The 22,556-nt window shown below is 56.9% G+C and carries 20 protein-coding genes; all 20 read right to left on the bottom strand.

The window, feature by feature from the left end; translation table 11 throughout:
- Positions 1 to 63: 63 nt before the first annotated feature.
- On the bottom strand, positions 64 to 1,107 hold the full coding sequence (gene tssG / locus ACFX4U_RS04320; RefSeq protein WP_313507644.1) for a type VI secretion system baseplate subunit TssG: 1,044 nt from the start codon (positions 1,105 to 1,107) through the stop codon (positions 64 to 66).
- Positions 1,104 to 2,975 carry a type VI secretion system baseplate subunit TssF gene (gene tssF, locus ACFX4U_RS04325; RefSeq protein ID WP_305735779.1) on the bottom strand — a complete coding sequence of 624 codons (1,872 nt, stop codon included), beginning with the start codon at positions 2,973 to 2,975 and terminating at the stop codon, positions 1,104 to 1,106. Before tssF ends, tssG begins: the two co-directional genes overlap by 4 nt.
- Before the next feature lie 2 nt (positions 2,976 to 2,977).
- Entirely contained in the window at positions 2,978 to 3,547 is a 570-nt protein-coding gene (gene tssE, locus ACFX4U_RS04330) for a type VI secretion system baseplate subunit TssE (RefSeq protein ID WP_313507646.1), read from the bottom strand.
- Positions 3,540 to 4,352, bottom strand: a complete 813-nt coding sequence (locus ACFX4U_RS04335) for a type VI secretion system accessory protein TagJ (protein ID WP_313507647.1) — start codon at positions 4,350 to 4,352, stop codon at positions 3,540 to 3,542. The genes tssE and ACFX4U_RS04335 overlap by 8 nt, the downstream gene beginning before the upstream one ends.
- A gap of 9 nt (positions 4,353 to 4,361) precedes the next feature.
- Entirely contained in the window at positions 4,362 to 5,351 is a 990-nt protein-coding gene (locus ACFX4U_RS04340) for a hypothetical protein (protein WP_305735778.1), read from the bottom strand.
- A gap of 20 nt (positions 5,352 to 5,371) precedes the next feature.
- Positions 5,372 to 6,166: a PP2C family serine/threonine-protein phosphatase gene (locus ACFX4U_RS04345; RefSeq protein ID WP_017457022.1), complete on the bottom strand. Its 795-nt coding sequence runs from the start codon at positions 6,164 to 6,166 to the stop codon at positions 5,372 to 5,374.
- Entirely contained in the window at positions 6,163 to 7,968 is a 1,806-nt protein-coding gene (tagH, locus tag ACFX4U_RS04350) for a type VI secretion system-associated FHA domain protein TagH (protein ID WP_313507648.1), read from the bottom strand. Before tagH ends, ACFX4U_RS04345 begins: the two co-directional genes overlap by 4 nt.
- A 363-nt stretch (positions 7,969 to 8,331) precedes the next feature.
- On the bottom strand, positions 8,332 to 9,126 hold the full coding sequence (locus ACFX4U_RS04355; protein ID WP_200550697.1) for a lysozyme inhibitor LprI family protein: 795 nt from the start codon (positions 9,124 to 9,126) through the stop codon (positions 8,332 to 8,334).
- Positions 9,127 to 9,129: 3 nt separating this feature from the next.
- Positions 9,130 to 9,963 carry a peptidoglycan-binding protein gene (locus ACFX4U_RS04360; RefSeq protein ID WP_200550696.1) on the bottom strand — a complete coding sequence of 278 codons (834 nt, stop codon included), beginning with the start codon at positions 9,961 to 9,963 and terminating at the stop codon, positions 9,130 to 9,132.
- A gap of 202 nt (positions 9,964 to 10,165) precedes the next feature.
- On the bottom strand, positions 10,166 to 10,648 hold the full coding sequence (locus ACFX4U_RS04365; protein ID WP_017457017.1) for a type VI secretion system tube protein Hcp: 483 nt from the start codon (positions 10,646 to 10,648) through the stop codon (positions 10,166 to 10,168).
- Positions 10,649 to 10,897: 249 nt separating this feature from the next.
- Entirely contained in the window at positions 10,898 to 11,335 is a 438-nt protein-coding gene (locus tag ACFX4U_RS04370; protein WP_200550695.1) for a Rap1a/Tai family immunity protein, read from the bottom strand.
- Positions 11,336 to 11,374: 39 nt separating this feature from the next.
- On the bottom strand, positions 11,375 to 12,877 hold the full coding sequence (gene tssC / locus ACFX4U_RS04375; RefSeq protein WP_016495654.1) for a type VI secretion system contractile sheath large subunit: 1,503 nt from the start codon (positions 12,875 to 12,877) through the stop codon (positions 11,375 to 11,377).
- Between the two features lie 3 nt (positions 12,878 to 12,880).
- Positions 12,881 to 13,405 carry a type VI secretion system contractile sheath small subunit gene (gene tssB / locus ACFX4U_RS04380; protein ID WP_016495653.1) on the bottom strand — a complete coding sequence of 175 codons (525 nt, stop codon included), beginning with the start codon at positions 13,403 to 13,405 and terminating at the stop codon, positions 12,881 to 12,883.
- Between the two features lie 74 nt (positions 13,406 to 13,479).
- Positions 13,480 to 14,493, bottom strand: coding sequence for a type VI secretion system protein TssA (gene tssA, locus ACFX4U_RS04385; protein WP_313507649.1), 1,014 nt, complete (start codon positions 14,491 to 14,493; stop codon positions 13,480 to 13,482).
- 11 nt (positions 14,494 to 14,504) lie between these two features.
- Positions 14,505 to 15,215, bottom strand: a complete 711-nt coding sequence (tagF, locus tag ACFX4U_RS04390; protein ID WP_017457013.1) for a type VI secretion system-associated protein TagF — start codon at positions 15,213 to 15,215, stop codon at positions 14,505 to 14,507.
- Positions 15,216 to 15,233: 18 nt separating this feature from the next.
- Positions 15,234 to 18,845: a type VI secretion system membrane subunit TssM gene (gene tssM / locus ACFX4U_RS04395; protein ID WP_313507650.1), complete on the bottom strand. Its 3,612-nt coding sequence runs from the start codon at positions 18,843 to 18,845 to the stop codon at positions 15,234 to 15,236.
- Positions 18,846 to 18,848: 3 nt separating this feature from the next.
- The gene (locus tag ACFX4U_RS04400) at positions 18,849 to 20,087 is read right to left on the bottom strand and encodes a DotU family type VI secretion system protein (protein ID WP_097405798.1); all 1,239 of its coding nucleotides are present in this window, start codon (positions 20,085 to 20,087) and stop codon (positions 18,849 to 18,851) included.
- 17 nt (positions 20,088 to 20,104) lie between these two features.
- Positions 20,105 to 21,448, bottom strand: a complete 1,344-nt coding sequence (gene tssK, locus ACFX4U_RS04405) for a type VI secretion system baseplate subunit TssK (protein WP_200550692.1) — start codon at positions 21,446 to 21,448, stop codon at positions 20,105 to 20,107.
- Positions 21,449 to 21,472: 24 nt separating this feature from the next.
- Complete coding sequence (tssJ, locus tag ACFX4U_RS04410) at positions 21,473 to 21,979, bottom strand: type VI secretion system lipoprotein TssJ (protein ID WP_016495647.1); 507 nt, start codon at positions 21,977 to 21,979, stop codon at positions 21,473 to 21,475.
- A gap of 23 nt (positions 21,980 to 22,002) precedes the next feature.
- Positions 22,003 to 22,494, bottom strand: coding sequence for a hypothetical protein (locus ACFX4U_RS04415; protein ID WP_017457009.1), 492 nt, complete (start codon positions 22,492 to 22,494; stop codon positions 22,003 to 22,005).
- Positions 22,495 to 22,556 lie beyond the last annotated feature (62 nt).

A 22,556-nucleotide genomic window follows, 5' to 3' on the forward strand; every position in this document is an offset into this window, starting at 1 on the left:
TCGTCGTGCGATACGACATGCAGGATGTGTGCGTACGTCAGACCAGGAAACTAACAACGGAGGTTATCCCTCCGGGCTGAAAACTAAATCTCCTCGCGCTTGTGGCGTCGGCTGAGCGCCAAGCCAGGCGCTATAACCCAGACGCCCGGCCCCGCCAAGCGTGGCACCGGCGACATCTTCGCTGCGCAAAATCACTTTCACCGCCCACTGGTACTCAATGCCCAGATACTGGCGCACCCAGTCGCGTAACGCGGCGACATATTTTTCACCCGGCATAAAACGCCGGTAGGTATCAACGGGAAGCGGACCAATTTCGATGCGAAACTTATGGCACACATCGCGCACGGCTTCGCCAAGAAACGCCGATTGCCCGAGGCGCGGCGCGTGTCGCCCGCCCTGTAAGCGCGCGCGTTCACGTTCGCTGAGCGGCATCCACTGCGGTACGTTTTCGACAATGGTGACCGGCACGTTGAAATAGCTGCGCAGGATCTTCGCCAGCCCTTCCGGGTCGCGCCCGTTACGGGTCAGATGCCCGGCAAGGGCAAAGCGCGCGTGCGGGCTTAAACTGCCTTTTTCCAGTTGTCCTGGCTGTCCCATGCCGATCAGCGAGGCGATGTACTGCTCAAAACGTTTGTTATCCTGGCGATCCAGTGAAACGGTCGGTTGCGCATCAGCCCAGGCACGGTAAAACAGCAGCGCCAGGCGGTGATGAAAAAGATCGGCGAAGGCGCTCAGGCTGTCATCCTGGTGGTGCGCGATACGTTCGCTGGCATATTCAGTCAGGTGAACCGGCAGCGGGCCGTTGGGGCCAAACAGGCCAAAACTGAGAATCGAGACGTCATACAGCGACGAGTTTTCGCGTTGGCTAACGCGTGAAAGCGTCGACGGTGCAAAGCCAAGAGAAGGTGTTTGCCCAATGCGCAACGGCTCGAAACGCGGCAGCGGCGCACGACCCAGCGGGTAACGCTCGCCGCCACGCGCATCGACGCGGCGCAGCAGCGTAAACAGATCGTAGCGCCACGGCGTTGCCATTACGTTTTGCCAGAACGCCTCCGGCAGCGCACTGGCGCGCGTAATGACCGGCGCGCTGCTCAGCGTTTCGGTCATATAAGCGCCCTCTTGCCCATGCGCGGCGGCCAGTAACCCACTTCCCCGCGCTGCTGGCTCTTAAGTGTGAATTCGGTAAAGCTGTTCATGCCGACCAGACGGGCGAAAACACGCTCCAGTACGCTGCCAAACAGATACGGGCTGAAGCCGGAAAACGCCTGCTCATCCACCGTCAGCGTAATGCCAATACCGCGCGCGAAAACAATTGGCCCCGGTTCCGGCACGCGGCGATGCACCGGTTCGAGCACGCAGTGGCGCACGCCTTCGATCTGACGCGCGACCGGCGCTTCCGCCAGCCGGGTATACAGCCCCAGCAACTGGCGCAGCGCCGCAGCGCCTTCGCCGTCTTCGCCATCCATCAGGCTTAAGTAGTTCATCTGCAACTGGCTGATCAGCCGCCAGGTACTCAGCCCTTCTGCCAGCGCCGGACGCGGTGGTGTCGGGCCTTTACGCAGCTGTAAGGTTTTAACCGGCAGCGAATCCGGCAACACAAACTGGCCGATATCCTGCTGCAACATCAGCGGCAAATCGCGGCTGGTGCACAGCACTTCGGCGGTGATGTAGCGTAATTCTTCGCGCCACGGCGCATGCTGTTCATCCACCAGCGAGGCGAACACTTCAGAACCGATGTAGCCAGTACGCGTGCCGTAGCGCTGTGCATGTTCCGATAACGCCCGCTGTTCACGGCGCAGCGAAAAGTAAGCGCCGTAATTACCCTCGTCCTGACTCCAGCTACTCCAGAACGGGCGGAAAGTTTGCTCATCGCGCTGGCCATCAATGCTGGCGTGAATTTTAGTAACGGCATAAATCTCGTAATCCAGCGGGCGGATGTTATCAACCACCAGATGATACTCATGCAGGCTGTCGCTCAGCTTCTGGCGTTCCGCCACTTTCGGAAACAGGTTAATCACCGGCGTGCAGTGCAGCGCGAGGTGGCTTTTATCCACCACCCGTTCAAGCTGCGCATCGGCTTTGTCGAGCAGGATTATGATATCGAAAGACTTCGCTTCACCGCTTTGCGCCAGCATCGTGCGCAAGCCATGCAGGCTGATAAACAGGAAACGCGACGGGAAAGCAAAGTACTCCTGCAACAGACGGTAGCCGTCAAAGTTGCGCAGATCGTCCGGCAGCAGTGCCTGGTCTGCGCTGAACCCTTCCTGGCGCAGCGCATCGTCGGCCAGCACCAGCGGCGGAGTTTTCTGCCCGTTCGCCTGGCACAGAATGCCGACCTGATGCTCCATCACCAGCTCGAGGAGTTTCAGCGCCTGCATATCCGGGCCGCTTAAGAAGAACTCAAGACGGTCGAAATCAAGATGACTGAGGTTTACCGGGCCGTCGCAACTCAGGCGAATACGCAGTGCGCTTTGCGCTCCGCGCTGGCTTAAACCAACCTGAGCCAGCGGCAGATCGGCGGGTACGCCGCCCAGCTCCACCTGGCTGATTTTCAGCGGCAGCAGCGTGACATCATGCGCGGTGGTGTAGCTACAGGTGACGCCGTTCTTTTTCATCACCTGGCTGTCCATCATGGTGCCGCGCGGCACCACAAAACCGTTGCTCAAATCGCCTTTCGCGCTGTCCGGTTGCAGTTCGGCAATTGCCATGGACGGCGTGGGCGCAAGGTAATTCGGCGCGACCATTTCCAGCAAACGCTGGGAGAAACGCGGGAACTCGGCATCCATTTTTAACTGCACGCGCGAGGTGAGAAAGGCAAAACCTTCCATCAGGCGTTCGACATACGGATCGGAAACATCCATGCCGCGCATGCCCAGACGCCCGGCAACTTTCGGGTAGCGCCCGGCGAACTCCTGACCCATTTCGCGCAGCCAGGCCAGTTCGCGGTTGTAATATTCGAGTAATTTGCTGTCCATCGTTACCCCGCGTCTTTCAGCTCGAAATGGCCGTTTTCCAGATCCACATCGGTACGAAACAGGAACTCCAGCGGATAAGGCACGCACCACAGGCGGCCTTTGATCTCAATCGACAGGACGTTATGCAGATCCAGCGACTGGGTATCGGAGATGCAGCGCACCTGCAATCCTTGCGGAAGAATGCGCGGTTCAAAATGCAAAATCGCATCGGTCAGTTTGCGCTGGATATCCTGCCATTCGATATCCGACATGCGCTTGCCCGCCAGCGGCGACACGCCAAAGTTCACCACCGAACGTCGCACCTGGTCAAAACCTGAGAGATCCTGCTGCGCTTCGTTATTAATGGTATTGAAAAGCCACTGCAAATCGCGCAGCACATGGCGACGCAGCGCGGAGTGCGAAACCAGATTGTTGTTCACCGGCTCCTGCACTTTATCCGGCGCGTCATCCGTCAGGCGATCGAGCAGCGAAGGCTGCATTTTATCGCGCGCGCCAACGGTATCTTTCCCGCGCCGCGAGCGCCAGCCGCTACGCAGCAGGTCGCTCTCTTCATCATGCGCAGAGTTACTCATCTGCGGCTTCCACGTTAAAATTGACGGTGGCGAGGTCAAGCAGCGAATATTCTGCGCTGTCGTTAAGCCACACTTTTTGCCCCTGCCCGATATAGTGCGGCGCATCGCCTGGCAACTGCTGCCATTCGGTGACGCGACACAGCTTAAAGCGGTCATCGGCATTGACATCCAGCGGGTAGCGCGCCGGGATCTGGCACACCTGTTCGCTGCCATCCTGCAAGCGCACCAGCGTGTGACGCCACACTAAATCGGTGACGCTGGCCGGGGGCTGGAACTGCATCGCGGAAATGGCGCTGAACGGCAGCCAGAAATAACGGCCATTGACGATAGCTTCGCACACCGGGCCAAAGCGGCAATCGCCATCCATCAGCCAGTCAAAGCGCAGGGTTTGACCGTCCTGCGTCGTCAACTGGCCGGGATTGGCGTCGGCCATTTCCAGCGCGGCTTCACGGTGTGCACCGGCATTCGCCGTTTCCGGCTCCAGCGCGCTGACCATGGACGCCAGCCACGGCCATTGCTGATCCGGCGTAACCGGACGCGCGCGCCCGGCCATCACTTCCGCACGCTGGCGCTCGCCTTCAATGGCCTGTTCCAGCAGCGTAACGGTCGGCTGCGCCTGCGGTTTTAACGCCTGCCAGCTTTTTAACTGCGCCAGCGCGCGCGACCAGTTGCCATCAAGGCACAACAGTTGGGCAAAAGCGGCGCGCAGATCGGCGTCGCCCGGCTGCGTGCGGATACGGCTTTCGAGCTGCGACAGGCTTTCCTGCAACGATTCGCCCGCCAGTTGTTGAAACAACGTGTTCATCGCCGCTCCTTAATTAACCGTTTTGTAGGTGCCAACCGCCGGGTTGCGTAGCTGCGGGTGCAGCGAGTCAATCAGCAAAATATTCAGATGCGTACCCGGTTCAAACCACGGCGTCCACGCTTTGCGCACTTCGTCAATACGCGCCTGTAAACGCGCCTGGTCATTTGCCACATCGCGGGAGATCTCCACCGCCACGGTGCCATTGGCCTGCCAGCCGTTCAGGGCGTCAACATACGGCAGGATCATCCAGCTCTGCGCCAGCGTGCCTTCGCTGACCACCATACGTTCGTTGTTGACGGTGGTAATCAACAGGCGATCCGCATCCACACTGGCATTCAGACCGCTAACCGGGAAGCCGTGCACAAAGGTCATGGTGATTTTCTTTTCCGCACCGTTGCTGAGTTGCGTCACCACGCTGCGCCCGTTCAGCCAGCCGCCCTTCTCACACTTGCCATCTTCTTTGGCGGGAATAAACAGCGCGGGCGTACCGGCGCCGCCCTGCCAGAAGGTGCGCAGATGGCAGCCATCCTGCAAAGTGAACTCCTGCCACGGCGCACGGCTGGCGGGCGGCGAGAGATCTTCGGCGCGACCGGTAGGCGCAACCAGCCCGGAAGTCGGGGTTGCGGCGGGTGCGGTAGTCGCACCGGTTGAGGTGACCACCGGATCCCACTCTTTGGCTTTATCGGCGGTGCCTTCAGCCAGCGTCGCGCCTTGTGGGTCGGTCAGTTTCCAGCGTACCTGCGTCAGCGTGCCGCACTGGTTTTCCAGCAGCGCGCCAAGACGCGGTAAAAAGCTATTCAGTACCGAGGGTTTTTTATCGCCGCTGGCGACAATGCGCAGCGGCAGCGTCTTCGCACACCAGCTTTTTGGCGTGTTATCGGCGATGTTGTCGATCCAGACATCCAGTTTTTGCGAAGGCGATTGCACGATGCGGTAGTTTTCTGCCTGCACGCTGCCACACACTGCCAGCAGGGCCAAACCCGGTAGCCAAAGTTTCATAAAAGTCCTTGTAAGCTGTATCAATCACGAAGAGGGAAAAACTGCGCGGCTTCAGAGAGCGTATGCAAAAGCGTCGTCTCCTGAGGCGTGCCCATCCACACCGCTACGGCGCTATAGTTGTCCTGCTGGGTCTGCGCCCCGACACCGTTTTTCAGCAGGATTTGATTCATCAACGTCAGCCACTCATCCGGCGTATTCACCATGTGCAGCGACTGTTGCATCTGCTCCTCGGTGACGCCATGCCAGAAGCCGTCCGTGCACAGCAAAAACGCGTCGCCATCTTCAATCGGCACCACATCACTGTAGCTCGGTTCACGCTCATCCTCGCCCAACCCCAGCGCGAAATAGAGCAAGTTACCGTTGATGCCTTCGGTCTGGTGTCCGGCGTCTTTCATCTGCTGGACCAGGCTGTGATCGGTAGTGACGTGGTAAAGCCAGCCGCGACGAAACAGATACAAGCGGCTGTCACCCGCGTGCGCCCAGTAGGCGAGCTGGTAATCGCGGTCGATAAAAAGGCTCACCATGGTGGTGCCCATGCGGTGATAATCCTGCACCGCTTTTTGCTCTTCGCGGATGGCGCGGTTCGCGCCATTCACGTACTGACGAATGTACTGGGCATTGAGGTGCTCATCACCGTCGAACCGGGTGATAATGGCGTTTCGCGCCAGTTGCGCCGCCACGTCACCGCCGGGTAAACCGGCGATGCCATCGCAGACCACAAAGCAGGCGGCGCGCTCGCCGATGGTTTCCCCGGTCTGATCCTGATTACTGGCACGTTCGCCCTGTCGCGAAATAGAGGCCGTGCTGATATTCATTCTTCCGATCCGCTTTGTGAGTCTTTGTACTGGTTGACTTCCATGTCGTAAGCGTGGAGAAACGCTTCGCCAAACAGGGTGTGGAAGTCATCGTCAATCTCACCGGCGGTCTGGGCGTAGGTACGCACGTAGTAATCCCACAACGCGGCTTTACGGTTGGAGAGCACGCCAAGCCGCGCGGTCGCGCCGTCGCGTTTGGCGTCATCTTCCAGTTGTTCCGGGTTAAACTGCTGCAACATGGCGGCGATAATGGCGCGAATACCGGAGATCATCCCCAGTTGGTGCGCCTGTAAATCGATCAGCGCATCACGCACCGATTTTTTCGGCGGCATAAAGCCAGGCATACGCGTACCGAACATCTGCATCAGCACGGTTTTACCGGACGGCAGCAATTTGAACGGGTTGTTGGCATCGTCCAGCACCATGGTCATGTCCGCTTTTACACCGCGTTTCAGAATAGAACGCGACGATAACAGCGCGACCGTGCCCTGCGAGAACATGCTCAGCATCTGACCGAACTGGCGCATGTTTTCTTTATCAAACTGCGGCACCGGCTGCATGTCGCCAAGCCCCATACCTTCCAGCAGCGCGTCGAGCAGTTCGCCTTTCAGCACATCACCGCTGTCGCCGGTGCTGGCAGACGGCGCGCTTTTTGCGCCATTGCTTTGTACCGGATCGATACGCAGACGCCCTTTCGGCGTTTGCGCGGCGCTGCGCTGTACCGCCTGCGGGGTTGGCAGCGTGATACCAGCATAATCCTGCGGCTCCTGCACCTCTTCCGGTGCACCGAGCGGCGCGTCGTCGGCAAACAGCGGCGTCGCGCTTAAATCTTCGGGGCGCAGCTCGGTAATGATCGGCTGAGCGGTTGGCGGTACTTCCGGCGTGTTCAGATCGGTGATGATTGGCTGTGGTTCAGCCGGTTTCTGTGCCGCCAGTTCATCAGCATGCGCCAGCGGCACCGCGCCGCTCAGCAGGCCAAGCGGATCGTCGCTGCGGGTTTGCTTCGTGCTACTGCTACCGCCAAACAGCGCCAGCGGATCGAGCTCGTCGCTATCCGGCGTGTGCGGTTTTTGTGTCGGTTCAACCGGCGGCACCAGCGTAGAAGGCGTGGCATCGTTGAAGATGCTGTCGTTTTTAAACAACTGCTCGTCGTTAAACAGCTGATCCGAGGCCAGCGATTTCGGCGTCACCAGCGGTTCATTGTTATTGAGCAGCGACAGCGGATCTTCCGGGTTGCGCTCCGGCCCTTTCGGCGCGGCGAACGGGTTAAGATTTTGCGCTTCCTGCGGTTTCGCACGGCTGCTGGAGATGCTGTCGGAGATGGAAAACTCCTGCATCAGGCTGTCCCAGATTTCCGTCGGCACGGACGCCGGTGCGCCTTCTGGCGCGTTTTTCTGCGCCGGAGCGGGTGCCGGTTTTGCCACCTGTGGCTGCGCTGGCTTCGGGTACATCTCTTCAGCCATGCGGGTGACAGGACGGGTATCCTGAATCAGATCGGTGACTTCAATACGGTATTCATCGATGCCAAGAATATCGCCATCCTGCAGCTCAACCTGACGACCACGTTCCAGGGGGATGTCATTCAGTACGACGCGGGTCACGTTGCCACGGTTGGTGACGCGGCATTCGCCATTGCCGGCGATATGAACAATTGCCTGCAAACGTGAAATGGAACGGTCGTTGTCCGGCAGCACCAGATTGTTGTCCGTGCCGCGGCCAATGGTGCCGCCCGGGGGATAAAAGTCGCAGCTACTTTGTGGCGGCTGATGACCGGGTTTACTGGTAATAATAGTGAATCGCATCGCGTATTCCTGCTGGAGTTATGTGCACTCAAACGGTGCCGCTTTAGCTAAAACGGCTGCGTTTGAAGACAAGCGAAAAGAAGGTCGACGTTCGCGAACCCGGCGCAGCCACCGGATAAGCCTCTTGTTTTACTGGATTTTACTGACCAATTCAAAGGTCCGTTGTTGCATCGATTTTGTTAAGCAGGCCGCGTCTATCCAGTGCGGCTAAGGCGATCCATTTCACGCGAGCCGGGGTAAATCGAATGATGCTTCCTGTCATGTTTTCCCGGCCATCTAATCCAGTGGCGCACATGCAATACGTACAAGGTCTTACTGCTTAGCAAGGATGGCAACCCGCCATCCCCTTATTACACAAACGACTCAGACCCCGTCCAGGCTGTGCGCCAGCGTTTCCAGACGATCGTTCATCGATTTTTTCAGGCATTGCACATCGCCATTGCAGCTATTGCGCTGGCTTAACCAGGCTTTCTGCTGCGATTGCAGTTTGTTTTCCAGATCTTTATTGCCCAGGCTTACCGCTTCTTTGCGGAACGAACGGTAAGAACGGGCAACGCTATTATCCAGCGCCGCCAGCTCGCGATCGCCGCAAATCGCTTTTTCCGGTGCGGAAGCGGCTTTTGCACAATCAAACGATGCCTGCGGTTTGCTGTTTTTATCCACCGGCGTGAGTAAAAGGATGGTGCCATCCGTCCAGTTCAGCAGTAAGCGCTGATTGACGAATGCCAGACTGGCGTCGCTACCCGCATCGCCGTTAGCAAAGTGACCCGATGCGCAGGTAATGTTTTCAACCTGCGTTTTCGTTTTCCCGTCTAACCCCAGCTCATAGGTTTTCGCCGCGTCTTTCTCCGGGATGGACTGCGTGGCTGCAACCCAGGCATCCAGCGTGCTGCTGCTTTCTTTCATCGCGGGTGACTGGCAATCCGAGCCGCCCGGAAGCGTAGTGCTGATGCCTTGCGGCGTCACGCTCAGAAAGCGCCCGACAAGGCGATCATCGTTGAACTGATAGTTCAGGGTGCGTTCTGTTTCGGTATTAATAAACGCTTTCTCAACCTGCCACTCGCCCTGTACGGGTGAATTGCCCGCCTGCGCCGCCGAAGAGAACAGCGCCAGGCAAGTGAGCGTTGCCGCTACGATCTGTTTAGTGTGAGTCGTCATTGATCAATTTGTCCCGTAGTCGCCGTTTAAGAAAAGATTCACTTCAAAATTACGACGATTAATCAAACCCTTCATAACTTTGTGTTTACTGGTGTTCGCACGTTTAATTTCCGTCATCGCATCAGAGATCTGCCCGCGGTTGATAAAACCAAACACGTTGTTCAACCGTCCACCGGGGTTATACGCAAAGGAAACCAGCGCGTCGAATTCATACTGCTTCAGCGGCACAAAAATACCATTTCTCACCGCGTTAACGTATGGCGGAACGGTGGCACGCAGTAAATTTGTCTCCTGATCGGCGGTAAGACGCACCAGTTTCGCGTTATCGGCGACAAACTGACTTGCCTGGTCGTCGTGCAATTTGGCGGCTTTACTGATTTTTTCCGCGGTTACCGCATCAATGCCGATTTCAATCATTTTCGCTTTGATAGATTGCTCAGAGCGCTCTTTCATGTCGTAGCCCGGCCCGAGCGTCACGCCGCTCGCGCCACCTGGCCAGTGCAGGTAACAACTTTTGTTTGCCCAGGCTTCGCGATGAAAAATAAAGGTCATGCCACTGGCGGAAATATCCATCGCTCCGACAGCCTGTCGCCCGGCGCTGCCGGAAATAGGCGGCTGCGGCGCGCGGGTAGTGACCGGTTTACCCAATGCAGCAAGGGTGCGTCGCCCGACAATTCCATCAACATGTAAACTCTGTTTCGCCTGGAATTGTTTGACGGCAATTTCGGTTTTTAAGCCAAAAATACCATCTTCACCGACTTTCGCTCCCGATTTATTCAGCAGCTGCTGTAACTCTTTAACATTCGTACCACGATCACCCTTGCGCATAACACTCATTCGTTCATCCTCAAAATATTCTTTAATATTTATACGCACTCAAAAGAAACAGCTTTCATAAAAGCGGCTGCGTTTGAGTAGCTAATTATTCTGTTGGGGACAACGTGACTCACTCAATATAAAAAAGAGACAACTATTAAAAAGTTAAATAATAATTAGGGCGAAAAAAACAAGGTGAGCCCTTGCGGGCTCACCACAGCGATTACGCTTCTTTGTTTTCTTTGATGTTCCAGCCAGCGCTGGTTTCAGCACCTTTACCACCGGAAGAGGACTGCTCCCAGTACTGCTGTTTCACTTTCGCAGCCTGGAATGCATAGGTCACACCTACGGTGTCGCCGTTGTCAGCACCAGTGTACTGAACGGAAGTCACCAGCACATCTTCCAGGGTGATGCGTGCATACTCAACCTGCTGGCCGCCTGCTTTGCAGACAGACAGCTCAACTTTGGTCAAGTGTTTGCCGCTGGCGCAATGTTTCAGGATAGCCGTCGTGGATTTATCAATGAGTGCGTTAACATGCAGGTCATTAAAATTGACTTTACCGGCACCGCCGCCACCGCCAACGCTCATGTTTCCAGGTTGTGAAGCACCCCAGGAAAAAGATGTGATATCAGTCCAGCCGGTGTGGTTAGAGTCTTTAGATTCACCCGTAACTCCATCGACCTTCAGAAACATATCAATAGCCATAATATTTACTCTTCGTTAATGATAAATATTGCTTTCGAAAAAGCGCTTATATGGCAAACGGGTAAGCATGGGGCCGAATAAAACCGTCCATATTTTACCTCTGCCTCGTTTGATTCTGAAAAGATTATGCATCTGTTCAGAAACACTCATTCCCTCGGTTGAGAGAAAGAATTCATGACACTCTGACGCCAATATAACGACGTGGCGTTACGGAAATAGCACTATCAGCGTTCAGATAATTCACTCGCGTTATTTATTGCGCGATGGTTTGTTTTTTTCGCAGCCACCATGATGCTGCGTCATCGCTTCGATTATTAACCTCGACGCGCGCTCCTGTTTCAGCCTCTCAGGTGGCAAGCTGCGAAAGTAGCTATACACAATTTCATGCAGCGTGATGGATTTAAACCGCCGGTAACTGCACCAGACTGTCCCTTCCGTGGTATCCAGCACGCCTAATAAATAGAGATCGGCTTTAATGCGCTCGCGCTCGTTGCTTTTAGATGTCCAGGCGTTGAAAAAGCGCTCGCCGCGCATATTCACATCCTGGCTGGTGAGCAACGCCGGGTCGCGCAAAAAATTGGCGGTATCGTCTTGCGGCAACGCCTGCGCGCGCGGGGTGTAATCCTGTTCTGCCCAGCTCAACGCTGAACAGAACAACAGACCGGCTAACATAATGCGATGTCGCATCGTCACATCCTTGTGGTTAACGAAGCCGGCCTGTGTGGCTTACGCCTCTTTGGTTTTCAGCGACGGCAGTTTGGATACCAGACGCAGAGAAACGGTCAGACCTTCCAGCTGGTAGTGCGGACGCAGGAAGAATTTCGCCGCGTAGTAGCCCGGGTTGTCTTCGATTTCCTGCACCTGCACTTCTGCCGCAGCCAGCGGTTTACGCGCTTTGGTTTCCTGCGAGGAGTTAGCCGGGTCGCCGTCGACGTAGTTCATCACCCAGTCGTTCAGCCAGCGTTCCATTTCGTCACGCTCGCGGAAAGAGCCGATCTTGTCGCGCACAATGCACTTCAGGTAGTGCGCAAAACGGCAGCAGGCGAACAGATACGGCAGACGCGAAGCCAGACGTGCGTTAGCCGTGGCGTCGGCGTCGTGGTATTCCATCGGTTTTTGCAGCGACTGCGCGCCAATAAACGCAGCGAAGTCGGAGTTTTTACGGTGGATAAGCGGCATAAAGCCGTTTTTCGCCAGTTCTGCTTCGCGACGGTCGCTGATGGCGATCTCGGTCGGGCACTTCATGTCCACGCCGCCGTCATCGCTCGGGAAGGTATGGCATGGCAGGTTTTCTACCGCACCACCGGATTCCACACCGCGAATCGACGTACACCAGCCGTACTCTTTGAACGAACGGTTGATGTTCGTTGCCATCGCGTACGCGGCGTTCGCCCACGAATAGTTGTTGTGGTTCGCGCCGTCGGTCTCTTCTTCGAAATCGAAGCTGTCAACCGGGTTGGTGCGAATACCGTACGGCAGACGCGACAGGAAGCGCGGCATCACCAGGCCAAGGTAACGGGCATCTTCAGATTCACGCAGTGAACGCCAGGCGGCGTACTCGGTGTTCTGGAAGATTTTCGTCAGATCGCGCGGGTTCGCCAGCTCCTGCCAGGACTCCATCTGCATCACGCTTGGTGCAGTACCAGTAATGAACGGGCAGTGCGCCGCCGCGCCGATGCGCGCCATTTCGCCCAGCAGTTCGACATCCTGCGGGCTGTGATCGAAGTAGTAGTCGCCAACCAGGCAGCCAAACGGCTCGCCACCGAACTGGCCATACTCTTCTTCATAGATTTTTTTGAACAGCGGGCTCTGGTCCCAGCCCACCCCTTTATAGCGTTTCAGGTTACGGCCCAGTTCCTGCTTGGAGATGCTCATAAAGCGGATTTTCAGCATCTCGTCGGTTTCGGTGTTGTTCACCAGATGGCTCAGACCGCGCCACGCACTTTCCAGTTTCTGGAAATCTTCATGGTGGATTATCTGGTTAATCTGCTGCGACAGCTTTTCATCAATCCCGGCAATCAGGTTCTGAATGGTACGATAGGTATCGCTGGAAAAGGTGACGGTGTTTTCCAGCGCCTGTTGCGCCAGCGTTTTTACCGCGCTTTCTACCGCTGAACGCGCCTGGTCCGTTTTCGGACGGAACTCTTTGCTGAGCAGCGCGCTGAATTCATCCTGGCTGAAAGCCTGTGCGCCCTGCTGCAGTTCTTGCTGTTGAGAAGGGTTGCTCATGGTTTACTCCTCTTTACCTTGCGCACTGTCTTCACTGTTCGGTAACTGGCTGAGCGATTTCAGCAGGGTTGGATCCTGCAACACTTTGGCAATCAGCTCTTCCGCGCCGTTTTTGCCGTCCATATAGGTCAGCAGGTTGGAGAGCTGCGTGCGCGCTTCCAGCAGTTTGTTCAGCGGCTCAACTTTGCGCGCCACCGCGTCTGGCAGGAAGTCATCCATGCTGTCGAAAGTTAAATCGACGTTCAGACGGCCTTCGCCGGTCAGCGTGTTGTCGACGTTGAACGCCACGCGCGGTTTCAGCGCTTTCATGCGTTCGTCGAAGTTGTCGACGTCGATTTCGAGGAATTTACGATCCTCAATAGAGGGTAAGTTCTCCACCGGTTTCCCTACCAGATCCGCCATTACGCCCATCACAAACGGAAGCTGGATTTTGCGCTCCGCGCCGTACACTTCCACGTCGTACTCAATCTGTACGCGGGGGGCACGGTTGCGGGCGATAAATTTCTGACCACTGTTACTTATTGCCATGATGTTCTCCATCGAATATGCGCGGTGAAGGTTTGACGACCGGCAACGCGCCTGCCGTCATAACTCGGTACGCGTCAGTCCTGACGCCCAAAGATGTTTTGCAGTTGATTCACGCCATCGGGCGCCAGATCGCGAATAATCTCCATAAAGTCCAGTTCGATTAGCCGCTGCACGCGGTCAATCATCAACGGCGCGGGGTGGCTCGGCTCGTGCTGAGTGAAGTATTGCTTCACTTTTTCCAGCATCAGTTGCGCATCGGCGCGCGTGGTAACCTGCGCGGTTCGCCAGTCGGTATGCGCCGCAAGCGGCGCTGCGACGACCGGTTGCGGTGCGCTATCCGCAGGTGCCGTTTGTTCTGTCGCCTGTTGCTCTTCCGTGCGGTTAGCGCGGCTGACACCGGCGATTAATCCGACCGTTTTGAGTAACTGTTCCATTTCCGGCACCCCGCTTTCGCCCAGTTGTTCGAGCAACCATGTACGGATCGTTTGCAGACGCCCTTCGATTTGGCAGATAGCCTCAATGCCAGGCTGTCCGCCGCGCGTGAGTTCATCAATCAGACGTACCCGACCGCCGGGGTAGCCTGCACATTCCGTTTTGCTGCCGTCAAGCAATGCCTGCGCGTCGCGCACGTTTAGCTCATCGCCATTGCTGCGCAGCAGCGTCGCCTGGCGCAGCGTGGTGGTCAGCGCAGACTTATCGCTTAACCCCGCCAGCGCATTAATGCGATAAAACGGGTCGAATTCACCACCGTCGGTCAGCGAAGGCCAGAGTTGATCCCAGTACAGCGCCAGCGCCTGACCTAACAGCATTAAACCATCAGCATAGCCTTCCAGCCCGCGACGTCGAGTCCACGCATGGGTTAGCGCCATCATCACGCGGATATCTTTGGTGCGCGCCAGCAGCCCGGTGGCCAGTTTTTCCACCCGCGTCCAGTCTGCCGGTTCGGCGGGAATAATGGTGCTGCCAAACTGCTGCTCGGCTTTGCCGAGGCTCGCCTGCTCCATCGCCTGGAAATCGGCGTCATACTCCAGATTCTCACCGCACGGTTGCTCCGGGCTGACCGGAGCGAGTAACGATTCTATAGTCATCCGCAACCTGCTTATTCTTCAAACATCGGTGGGTAGAGGCCGTGGCGACCAGGTCTTGCGCCACCCGCAGGCTCAAACAACAGCGTGAATAACTGGCCGGTAAAATTGCCGCTGTGCACATGGGTGTAAAGCGGGTAGCCATCGCTGCGGTTGGTCCACCAGAAACTTATCTGGCGCAGCGGATCAAAACATTCGGCGGCCTGTCGCCAGCCGATGGTGGATTCGCCGTCGCCGTCATAACCAATCACATCCAGAATTTCCGAGCGCGTTTCCGGCTCCACCAGTTGTACGGGCGGAATGGAGAGCAGCGCCTGGTCGAGCTGTTCGGGTGAAAAACCATTACGCACGGCGTGCAGCATGGTGCGCCCGAGTTGTTCATACCAGTCGCCCGCTTTCGCTAAATGGCGCGGCGACCACTCCAGCGGGTTAATCGCCATCAACGCACACAGCGGATACTGACGACCGACGCTGTCGCGTCCTGGTAGCAGACAACCCATTTGCACCTGCTGCCCGCCGAGCATCGGCGGCACAACGAAATTCCAGATTGGCGCATTGCTGAACTGCCGGTCGCTGGTGCGCTGTTCTTCTTTCTGCCAGTTCATCAACCCCACCTGAAACCAGTGGGACCACTGGCGCTGAAGCGCATCAGGAAAGCGGCGTTGTAAAAAATCGCCCGCACTGGGCAGTTTGCCATACCAGCTAATTGCAGAAGTCGTAGTCATTAGGCGTTCCTTTGCAGTTCAAGGACATGCGAAACGTGGAAGCTGGAACGGGTTGCGGATGCTGTTCGGCGCGAATTCCAGCGTCACCTGATGTCCGTCAACCGTGAATGTCGCCTGGCGGCTCAGGCTGCTGCTGCCGGGGCTGACGCGCGCTTTATCGAAAAAGCGGTTCAGCGCCCAGGCGCCGTTGGTCACAAGCGTAGCGGTTGTACCGTTGGCCAGCCCTAACTGCATCCGCACCTGGTTGGTGCCGCCGGAACCCGGCCAGCTAACGATTTGCACCGCCTGCGGGCCGTGGCTGTAGCGAAGGATTTGTCCGTCCACATCCAGCGTCATATTCAGGATGGTGTTATCCATGCGCACCGTACGCACCGTGGTGCGAAACGACGGTGTTGCGCTGCCGTTGGCAAAGAACGCATCACGAATTGATTGCGCTTGCTGAAACGGCACCAGCACACCTTCGCTGCCTGGCAACGTTTTGCCATCGATGCCCGGCATAAAACGCCATGTTGCCTGGGTGGTATCAACTTTGTTAGTCAGGTTGTCGCGAAAAAAGACATCCATCAGGCCGGTACCAGGAGCAAACATGCGCGCCAGATCGTCCGGGGTAACTTCGCTGCTGGCAGAACGCACTAACGGGTAACGTCCAGCAATCGCCTGGCGGCAAAAGCTGCCCACTTCCACGCTGATGCGCTTGCGCACGTTTTCCATATCCCGGCGCTGGGTATCACTGCTCGCGCCAACCGCCATATTGCTGAACATGGTTTGCAGCCCGCCGGGTAAACGTCCGGCGCTGGCCTGCAAACGGCTAATCGCTTCGCCGCCCGGCGGTGGCATTCCGCTGTTGGCGGCATCCTGCACGGCGGTCAGGTAACGATAAAGCTCATCAACCTGTTTAAGAAAGTCATCAAACACGATGGTCTTACCGCCCTTTTCCAGCGGCTGCGCCAGTTCGATGATCGGCGCGAAATGTTCGGTGACACGCTGTTCCGGCGTCTGGCTGGCGGCGGCGCTTGCCGTGGCTGACGCGCCGTCATGGTTGCTGAACAGCGTTTCGAGCATCTGCGTGCCACGGTTGCTGCTCTCCGGCGCTTTCTCTTTGCCATCAGCCACCTCATCGCGGCTGAGTTTCAACTGCTGGCTGAGACTGATAACCAGGCGGCGCAGCGGCGAGTTGTTCCCGGAAAGCAGACGCGCGGTGTTGATGCGCTGGTTCAGATCCGCACTGTTGTTAAGCTGGATGTCGCTTAAGAAGTTATCCCAGATGGCGATAAAATCACGCGCATACAGCTGGCGTACCGCGTTATCGGTTTGCTGTTTGTCTTCCGCTTGCGTGGTGGAACCGAGCACCCAGACATCATCTTCATGCAGCGAAGCGGTTACCGGGGCGATTTGCGCATTGAAACTGTTCCAGTAACCATCCGGGGTATACAACCCCGGCAGCCCTTCACCGACCGGCTTGCCGCTTTTGCGGGAAAACACCAGTTCGCTCTGCGGGCCGCCAAGCGACGCCAGTGAGACCTGCTTCAGGTTTTCATCGCGCTCCAGCAGGCGTCTCAACCGGCCGTAAACGCGGGTGGAGAGCGGTTGCTGGTTGATCAATGCCTGTTCGCGGCTAATCAGCGCCTCGTCTTTGGCATACGGCGACGACTGAATTTGCGGCTCCAGCAGTTGCGCCAGGTGCCACTCCAGCTGGCTTAACTGGGCTTTGGTGACGTTCTGCGGCAGGTTACGTTGCAGATTGAGCATCACCCACGAGTGCAGGAACTTGCCGTCGTAATGCTTCGGCTGATACAGCATCTGATAGGCTTTCAGCGCTTCATAGCTGTATTCCACATCGCTGCCGTTGTCGTTACGCAGCCAGGTGGTGATGCGCATCGCCACTTCCGGCAGCAGCATCTGTTGCAGCGCTTTCTGGTACAGGGTTTGCGAGGCGTCCGCCACATCGTTACCGCGATACAGCCCCATACGGCGGGTGATCGGCGGGTTATTGACGTCAAACTTCTCGCTTTCCGGCAGTGCAGAGAGGCCATTAAGCAGCGGCAGCAAGGCAAAGAGATCGCCCTGTTGGCGGTTACGCAGCGCTTTGATTTGCTGGTCAAGCGCCGGTACTTTGGCCTGCACTTCATCCAGATAATCACGGTTGTTGCCGTAGCTGGTAAACCACAAGGCGCTGATAATAATCAGCAGCGCCAGCAGCGCCGCATAACCGGACCAGATCACCGCCCGGCTGCGCAGTTCCCACCAGCGGTTTTGCCCGGCGATACCGGCTTCCTGGAAGATCACGTTTTGCAGCAGATGCTTGATAAAGAAGCTCTGCCCTTTCCCGCCCGGCACCGGTTCCTCTTTGCTGACCGAATCCCAGTTATCGCCTGATTTACCCTGCGGCAGCGACAGCGCGCGGTTCAGTTCGCCCATCACGCGGTCAAACGGCAGGCCTTCTTGCGTACCGCTGGCAAAATAGATGCCGCGCGGCGAGAACTCGGTTTCAAAGTTGGAGCGGGCAAAAATGGTGTTCAGATAGTCTGCCAGCAGCGGACGCAGCGCGGCGAACTCCTGCGGGAACAGGAAACATTCCGCACGAGCTTGCGCATCGCTTTCACGCAGCAGTGTATCCGGCAGGGCCGCGTCCAGGCGCTGTTGCAACAGCGCGAATTCCTGAATAAAACTGCCCTGCAGGTCAAAATCCGCCAGTTTGGCTTTTTCCCACGGGAAGGTGAAACCCCAGATTTGATCGCGCTGCGCTTTATCAAACCCGGCAAAGTACGCGCGAAAACCTTTCAGCAAGTCCGCTTTGGTGACCAACACATACACCGGGAAACGGATCCCCAGTTGTTCATGCAACTCGGTCAAACGCTGGCGCAGGTTGAGCGCCTGCTCGCGCGAGGCCTCGGCTGACTGGGTGAGCAGATCGGCAATGCTGACTGTCACAATCACGCCGTTGATCGGCTGGCGACGGCGATACTTTTGCAGCAGGCCAAGAAACTTCAGCCATTCGCTCGCATCCTGAACCTGCTCGCTCTCCTGCGTGGTGTAACGCCCGGCGGTATCAAGCAGTACAGCCTCGTTAGTAAACCACCAGTCACAGTTACGCGTACCGCCAATACCGCGCAGCGCGGTTTTACCAAAGCGATCGGCCAGCGGGAATTGCAGGCCGGAGTTCACCAGCGCAGTGGTTTTACCGGAACCCGGCGCGCCGATAATCACATACCACGGCAGTTGATACAGATACTGGGTGCTGAAGCGCTGCGCCCACTGTCCGCGTTGACCAGGCTGGTTGAAGTGCGCTTTTTTCAGTACCTGCGCGGCTTCTTCGAAACGCTCGTTCAGGACCTGATCTTCGTTATTGAGGCGTTTGCGCTCAACCGGATCTTTCGCCTCTTCGCTTTTCAGGTTGTCCATCAGCTTGCGGTTGAGCCAGGCGTTGTAGAGACGCGGCACAATGTGGCTGTGAACCCAAATCAGGTACATCACCGCAATGGTTATCATGCGGTTTTGCTCAGACTCAAGCGGGCGGGAGTCCACGACGGAGAGCAGCGGGCCAATCATCCAGATAACTGCGGCCAGCCCCGTTACGCCAAGGAAACCCCACAAAATGCGGTTGGTCAGCAATGAAAGCAACATATTCATCCTTTAGTTTCCTTGCGGCAATCCGTTCAGCTCGGCGGCCGTATTTCCCGGCGACACCAGCAAAGTAATCTCTACGCGGCGGTTACGGGCGCGGTTTTCAGCCGAGTTGTTCGGCGCTATCGGGTTCATCTCCCCTCGCCCTTCCGCTTTCACACGCGCCGGTTGCGACAGGTGTTTTTGCAGCAGCGACTGCACAGAACGCGCGCGCTCAAGCGACAACTCATAGTTCGAGGCGAAACGCGCACTGCGGATCGGCACGTTGTCACTAAAACCCACCACCAGAATTTTGCCGCTGACGTTGTTCATCGCCTGCGCAACACGGTCGATAACCGGTTCATAGCTTTCGCGTGCCACCGTCGATCCCGAAGCAAACAGGCCATCGCCTTTGAGTGTTACCACGCTGCGATCGGCTTCATCGCGCACCGCCACCAGGCCTGCCTGAATTTCCGGGCGCAGAAACGCGCGCAGGTTAAGCACCGGCTGCACGTTTTGTACCGGCTGCTCAATGGAAGCTTCCGGCAACTGGGTCTGGTAGATTTTCGCCAGCACCGGGTTAGTGCTGTCACCCAGACGCCAGTTGAGCACGATATAGAACAGACAAGCGAGAAAACCCGCCAGCCCGACACACGCCCACAGCGGAATAACCGGACGCCACAATTTGCGCATGACCGGTTGATCTTCCGGATGCGGCGACAGCGGCGGCGGATAGTTGCCGCGCACTCCGCGAATCATCTGCCACAAGCGCTGCTTGATGGTTTCCAGCTGCGTGCGGCCGTTGTCCATCACCCGGTAACGCCCTTCGAAACCGAGTAACAGGCAGAAGTTGATCAGCTCCAGCAGCGCGATATGCTCGCGCGGGTTTTGCGACAAGCGCGCCAGAAGCTGGAAGAATTTCTCCCCGCCCCAGGTTTCGTTGTGAAACGTCACCAGCAGACCGCTACCTGACCAGACGCCTCGGCTGCCCCACGGCGTGAGCGCCGCCGCTTCATCCAGCGCGGTGCATAAACAGTAACGGGCGCCGACGATCACTTCGTAGGCCAGCCCGGATTGCTGGCAGCGCACTTCAAAACGGCGAATTTCATCAATCAGGTGCTGACGCAGACCGCTTTGATCATCATGAGAAACGGAATAGCGGATCTGCGGTATCGCGTTAAGTAGCGGATTGGCGGCCGCGACCAAAGGATTGTTGCCACTTGCTCCTGCCAGAGCGGCATCGCTGCCGGAGGCTTGTTGTTCCTGCATATTGTGCGCTCGCTGTATTATTCAGTCGGGCTACGGATGGCCCAAAACTCCATATCAAGACCCGGGAATTCACCTGCCAAATGCAGTGCGAAAGCCCCCGATTTCTCCATTTCGTTCCACAGCTCGCCGCCCTTTTCCAGTTCGAAATAGTTGTAACCGGCATGCCACGGAATTTGCGGCGGCGCGACCGGCATGGTGCGCAGCTTCATACCCGGCAGTTGCAACTGCACCAGGTCGCGGATTTTGGTCACCGGCGCGACTTTCATCTGGGCCGGGAAATGGGTTTGCAGGATCTCGCCAGGGACGCTGGCTTTCACTGCCAGCACAAAACCAAACTCGCGCGCCATGGTGGTGGTCGGCAAGGTGGCGATATTCAACCCGTGTGTACGTTCGGTCAGCGGCAGCTGGATGGCGTGTTCTTCCATCACCAGCGACAACCCGCTGCGCAGCATAAGTTGTAACTTGCCAAAACACCCGGCCAGATCATCGTGGTCATAAACCGGCAGCGTCTCTTCCGGCGAGCGCGACGCGGTCCAGGTGGTCAGCTCGGTGGCAAACGCCAGCCAGCTGCGCCACAACTCTTCCGGGTGGATCATCGGCAGTGTTTTCAGATGCGAAACCTGGCCGACATGATGGTTAATCAACGCCAGCAGCGTGAATTCCACCATTTCGGAGGTATTAAAACGCCCCGGCTGGCGCAGACGCTGGCCAATCTGCTGGCTACGCTGCATCAGCAAACTTTGCAGATCGTTGATAATGGCGTAAATCGCCGGGTTGTTAACCGCATTCAGCATCGGCGGAATATAACGGCTATCAATTCGAACGTGGTTATCGTTACGTTTTTCTACGACATGCGCGACACCGATCGCCGTCCACTCTGCCGAGAGATCTTTTTCCAGCATCAGCTTCAGACGCAGACGACCAAACTGCACCGCCGCCGGCCCTACTGACATGGCGTTATCGTCATCGACTTCGCTTTCCCAGGTGACATAACGCGCCAGCGAATCTTTCTCCTCGCTGAAGATCACCTCATCACGCCCGCCGCGACGGGCAGGCAGCGCCAGTACCACGCGCTCATTGTTGATGTTGTCCGGGATAGCCAGCGGTGTGGGCGCCTGGCGAGCATCGTGGAATGAGAAGAACGTGCCATCCGGCAGTAAACCGCTGGCATAACTCAGGGCAATACAGCCCTGGCGCAGCATGGCATCGTCGAGCTCGATATCAAGGTAGCCCCAAAGATACGGGCGCTGCAGTGTCCCCCACTCGCGAATATGGTGCTGCAGATAGCTTTCCGCACGCTGAAAGTGATGAGGGCGCAGAAACATACCTTCGGTCCACACGACCTTTTCTGCTTTGTTCATACGGTTTTCCTGTTAAGACTGGCGCTATTTGGAAATCACACGGATGCCATTGACGTCGAGAAAGATGTTGGCTTCCAGTTCGTCAGACGACGATTTCCAGAATTCGTAGAAGTGCGTCTCTCCCTGTACAGGGAGCGGTAAGGACATCCGCCATTTTTTGCCATCCAGCGCCTGATACTCGGCCATCACGCCGATGTAACGGGCGTCGGGCGCGCTTTTACCGCTCAGCGTTTTCGACAACTGGCCGGGCATCAGGAAAAATTCATCACTGTTCAGCAGGTTGGCGCCAAGTACGCTATCTGCGTTGTTTTGCAGCGACCAGAAATCGGCGGACATAAATGTCGCGTCCGATTTCAACAGCAACACCCTGACTTTAAGGGGAGCGGACTCATTAATTTGCGGATGAGCCCTGAACTGAAGGTTATAGCTGGTAGGTACGCTGTGTGAAGAGGAGCCACAACCGCTGGCCAGGGTGGCCAGCACAAAGAAAAACACCAGACTAATCTGGCGTACAACCGAATTATTATTCATACCAGGTACTCGTCACGGCTGGATTAATTGATGATCCACGTTCCGGAGTTGGCGTTTTTACAAGCCTTACCGCTGCCATCGACAGTCACGCAGGTCTGTTTTTTACGCACTACGCGGCGTTTATCATCGCGCAGGGTTTTTTCGTACAGCTCGCTTTTCACGACGGCACGCATCGGCACATAACCAATCAGCTCTTCCTGACCTTCGTCGGCCAGCGCCATCCAGAAGTGCTCAACCTGGCCCAGAACCACGTAGGTTTTACCGGCTTGCAGCTGGCGAATCACTTTGCCGCCGTAATCCGGGGTGCTCATTACCGACGCCGGGTAAAGCGCGCGATAGTCTTGTTTGATAGGCTGGAATTCCTTCGGCGGAATCACCGCGTAGCGGTGTGTCAGCGTGACACCGTTCACTTCGCTGGTGACGATGGTGTCATCGGTTGGGGCGGGCTTAGGTGGCGCTTTACAAGCCGAAACGCCAAAGACAAAAAGAAGAGCCAATACCATTCGCATGTTCATAACGTTTTTTTCCATTGCAAATATATTACTGTGTTGACCTGGAGCGTTTTGGAAAGGGTATT

It is taken from the genome of Kosakonia sp. YIM B13588 (assembly GCF_042788165.1).
Classification (GTDB): Bacteria; Pseudomonadota; Gammaproteobacteria; order Enterobacterales; family Enterobacteriaceae; genus Kosakonia; species Kosakonia sacchari.

Bases quoted from the DNA above. Each gene is read 5' to 3' on its own strand.
- tssB (WP_016495653.1), bottom strand. From the start codon at position 13,405: ATGGCAATAAGTAACAGTGGTCAGAAATTTATCGCCCGCAACCGTGCC.
- ACFX4U_RS04340 (WP_305735778.1), bottom strand. From the start codon at position 5,351: ATGAAACTTTGGCTACCGGGTTTGGCCCTGCTGGCAGTGTGTGGCAGC.
- tssM (WP_313507650.1), bottom strand. From the start codon at position 18,845: ATGAATATGTTGCTTTCATTGCTGACCAACCGCATTTTGTGGGGTTTC.
- ACFX4U_RS04355 (WP_200550697.1), bottom strand. From the start codon at position 9,126: ATGACGACTCACACTAAACAGATCGTAGCGGCAACGCTCACTTGCCTG.
- tssC (WP_016495654.1), bottom strand. From the start codon at position 12,877: ATGAGCAACCCTTCTCAACAGCAAGAACTGCAGCAGGGCGCACAGGCT.
- tssA (WP_313507649.1), bottom strand. From the start codon at position 14,493: ATGACTATAGAATCGTTACTCGCTCCGGTCAGCCCGGAGCAACCGTGC.
- ACFX4U_RS04415 (WP_017457009.1), bottom strand. From the start codon at position 22,494: ATGAACATGCGAATGGTATTGGCTCTTCTTTTTGTCTTTGGCGTTTCG.
- ACFX4U_RS04335 (WP_313507647.1), bottom strand. From the start codon at position 4,352: ATGAACACGTTGTTTCAACAACTGGCGGGCGAATCGTTGCAGGAAAGC.
- ACFX4U_RS04400 (WP_097405798.1), bottom strand. From the start codon at position 20,087: ATGCAGGAACAACAAGCCTCCGGCAGCGATGCCGCTCTGGCAGGAGCA.
- tssK (WP_200550692.1), bottom strand. From the start codon at position 21,448: ATGAACAAAGCAGAAAAGGTCGTGTGGACCGAAGGTATGTTTCTGCGC.
- tagH (WP_313507648.1), bottom strand. From the start codon at position 7,968: ATGCGATTCACTATTATTACCAGTAAACCCGGTCATCAGCCGCCACAA.
- ACFX4U_RS04345 (WP_017457022.1), bottom strand. From the start codon at position 6,166: ATGAATATCAGCACGGCCTCTATTTCGCGACAGGGCGAACGTGCCAGT.
- ACFX4U_RS04360 (WP_200550696.1), bottom strand. From the start codon at position 9,963: ATGAGTGTTATGCGCAAGGGTGATCGTGGTACGAATGTTAAAGAGTTA.
- tssF (WP_305735779.1), bottom strand. From the start codon at position 2,975: ATGGACAGCAAATTACTCGAATATTACAACCGCGAACTGGCCTGGCTG.
- tagF (WP_017457013.1), bottom strand. From the start codon at position 15,215: ATGACTACGACTTCTGCAATTAGCTGGTATGGCAAACTGCCCAGTGCG.
- ACFX4U_RS04365 (WP_017457017.1), bottom strand. From the start codon at position 10,648: ATGGCTATTGATATGTTTCTGAAGGTCGATGGAGTTACGGGTGAATCT.
- tssE (WP_313507646.1), bottom strand. From the start codon at position 3,547: ATGAGTAACTCTGCGCATGATGAAGAGAGCGACCTGCTGCGTAGCGGC.
- tssG (WP_313507644.1), bottom strand. From the start codon at position 1,107: ATGACCGAAACGCTGAGCAGCGCGCCGGTCATTACGCGCGCCAGTGCG.
- ACFX4U_RS04370 (WP_200550695.1), bottom strand. From the start codon at position 11,335: ATGCGACATCGCATTATGTTAGCCGGTCTGTTGTTCTGTTCAGCGTTG.
- tssJ (WP_016495647.1), bottom strand. From the start codon at position 21,979: ATGAATAATAATTCGGTTGTACGCCAGATTAGTCTGGTGTTTTTCTTT.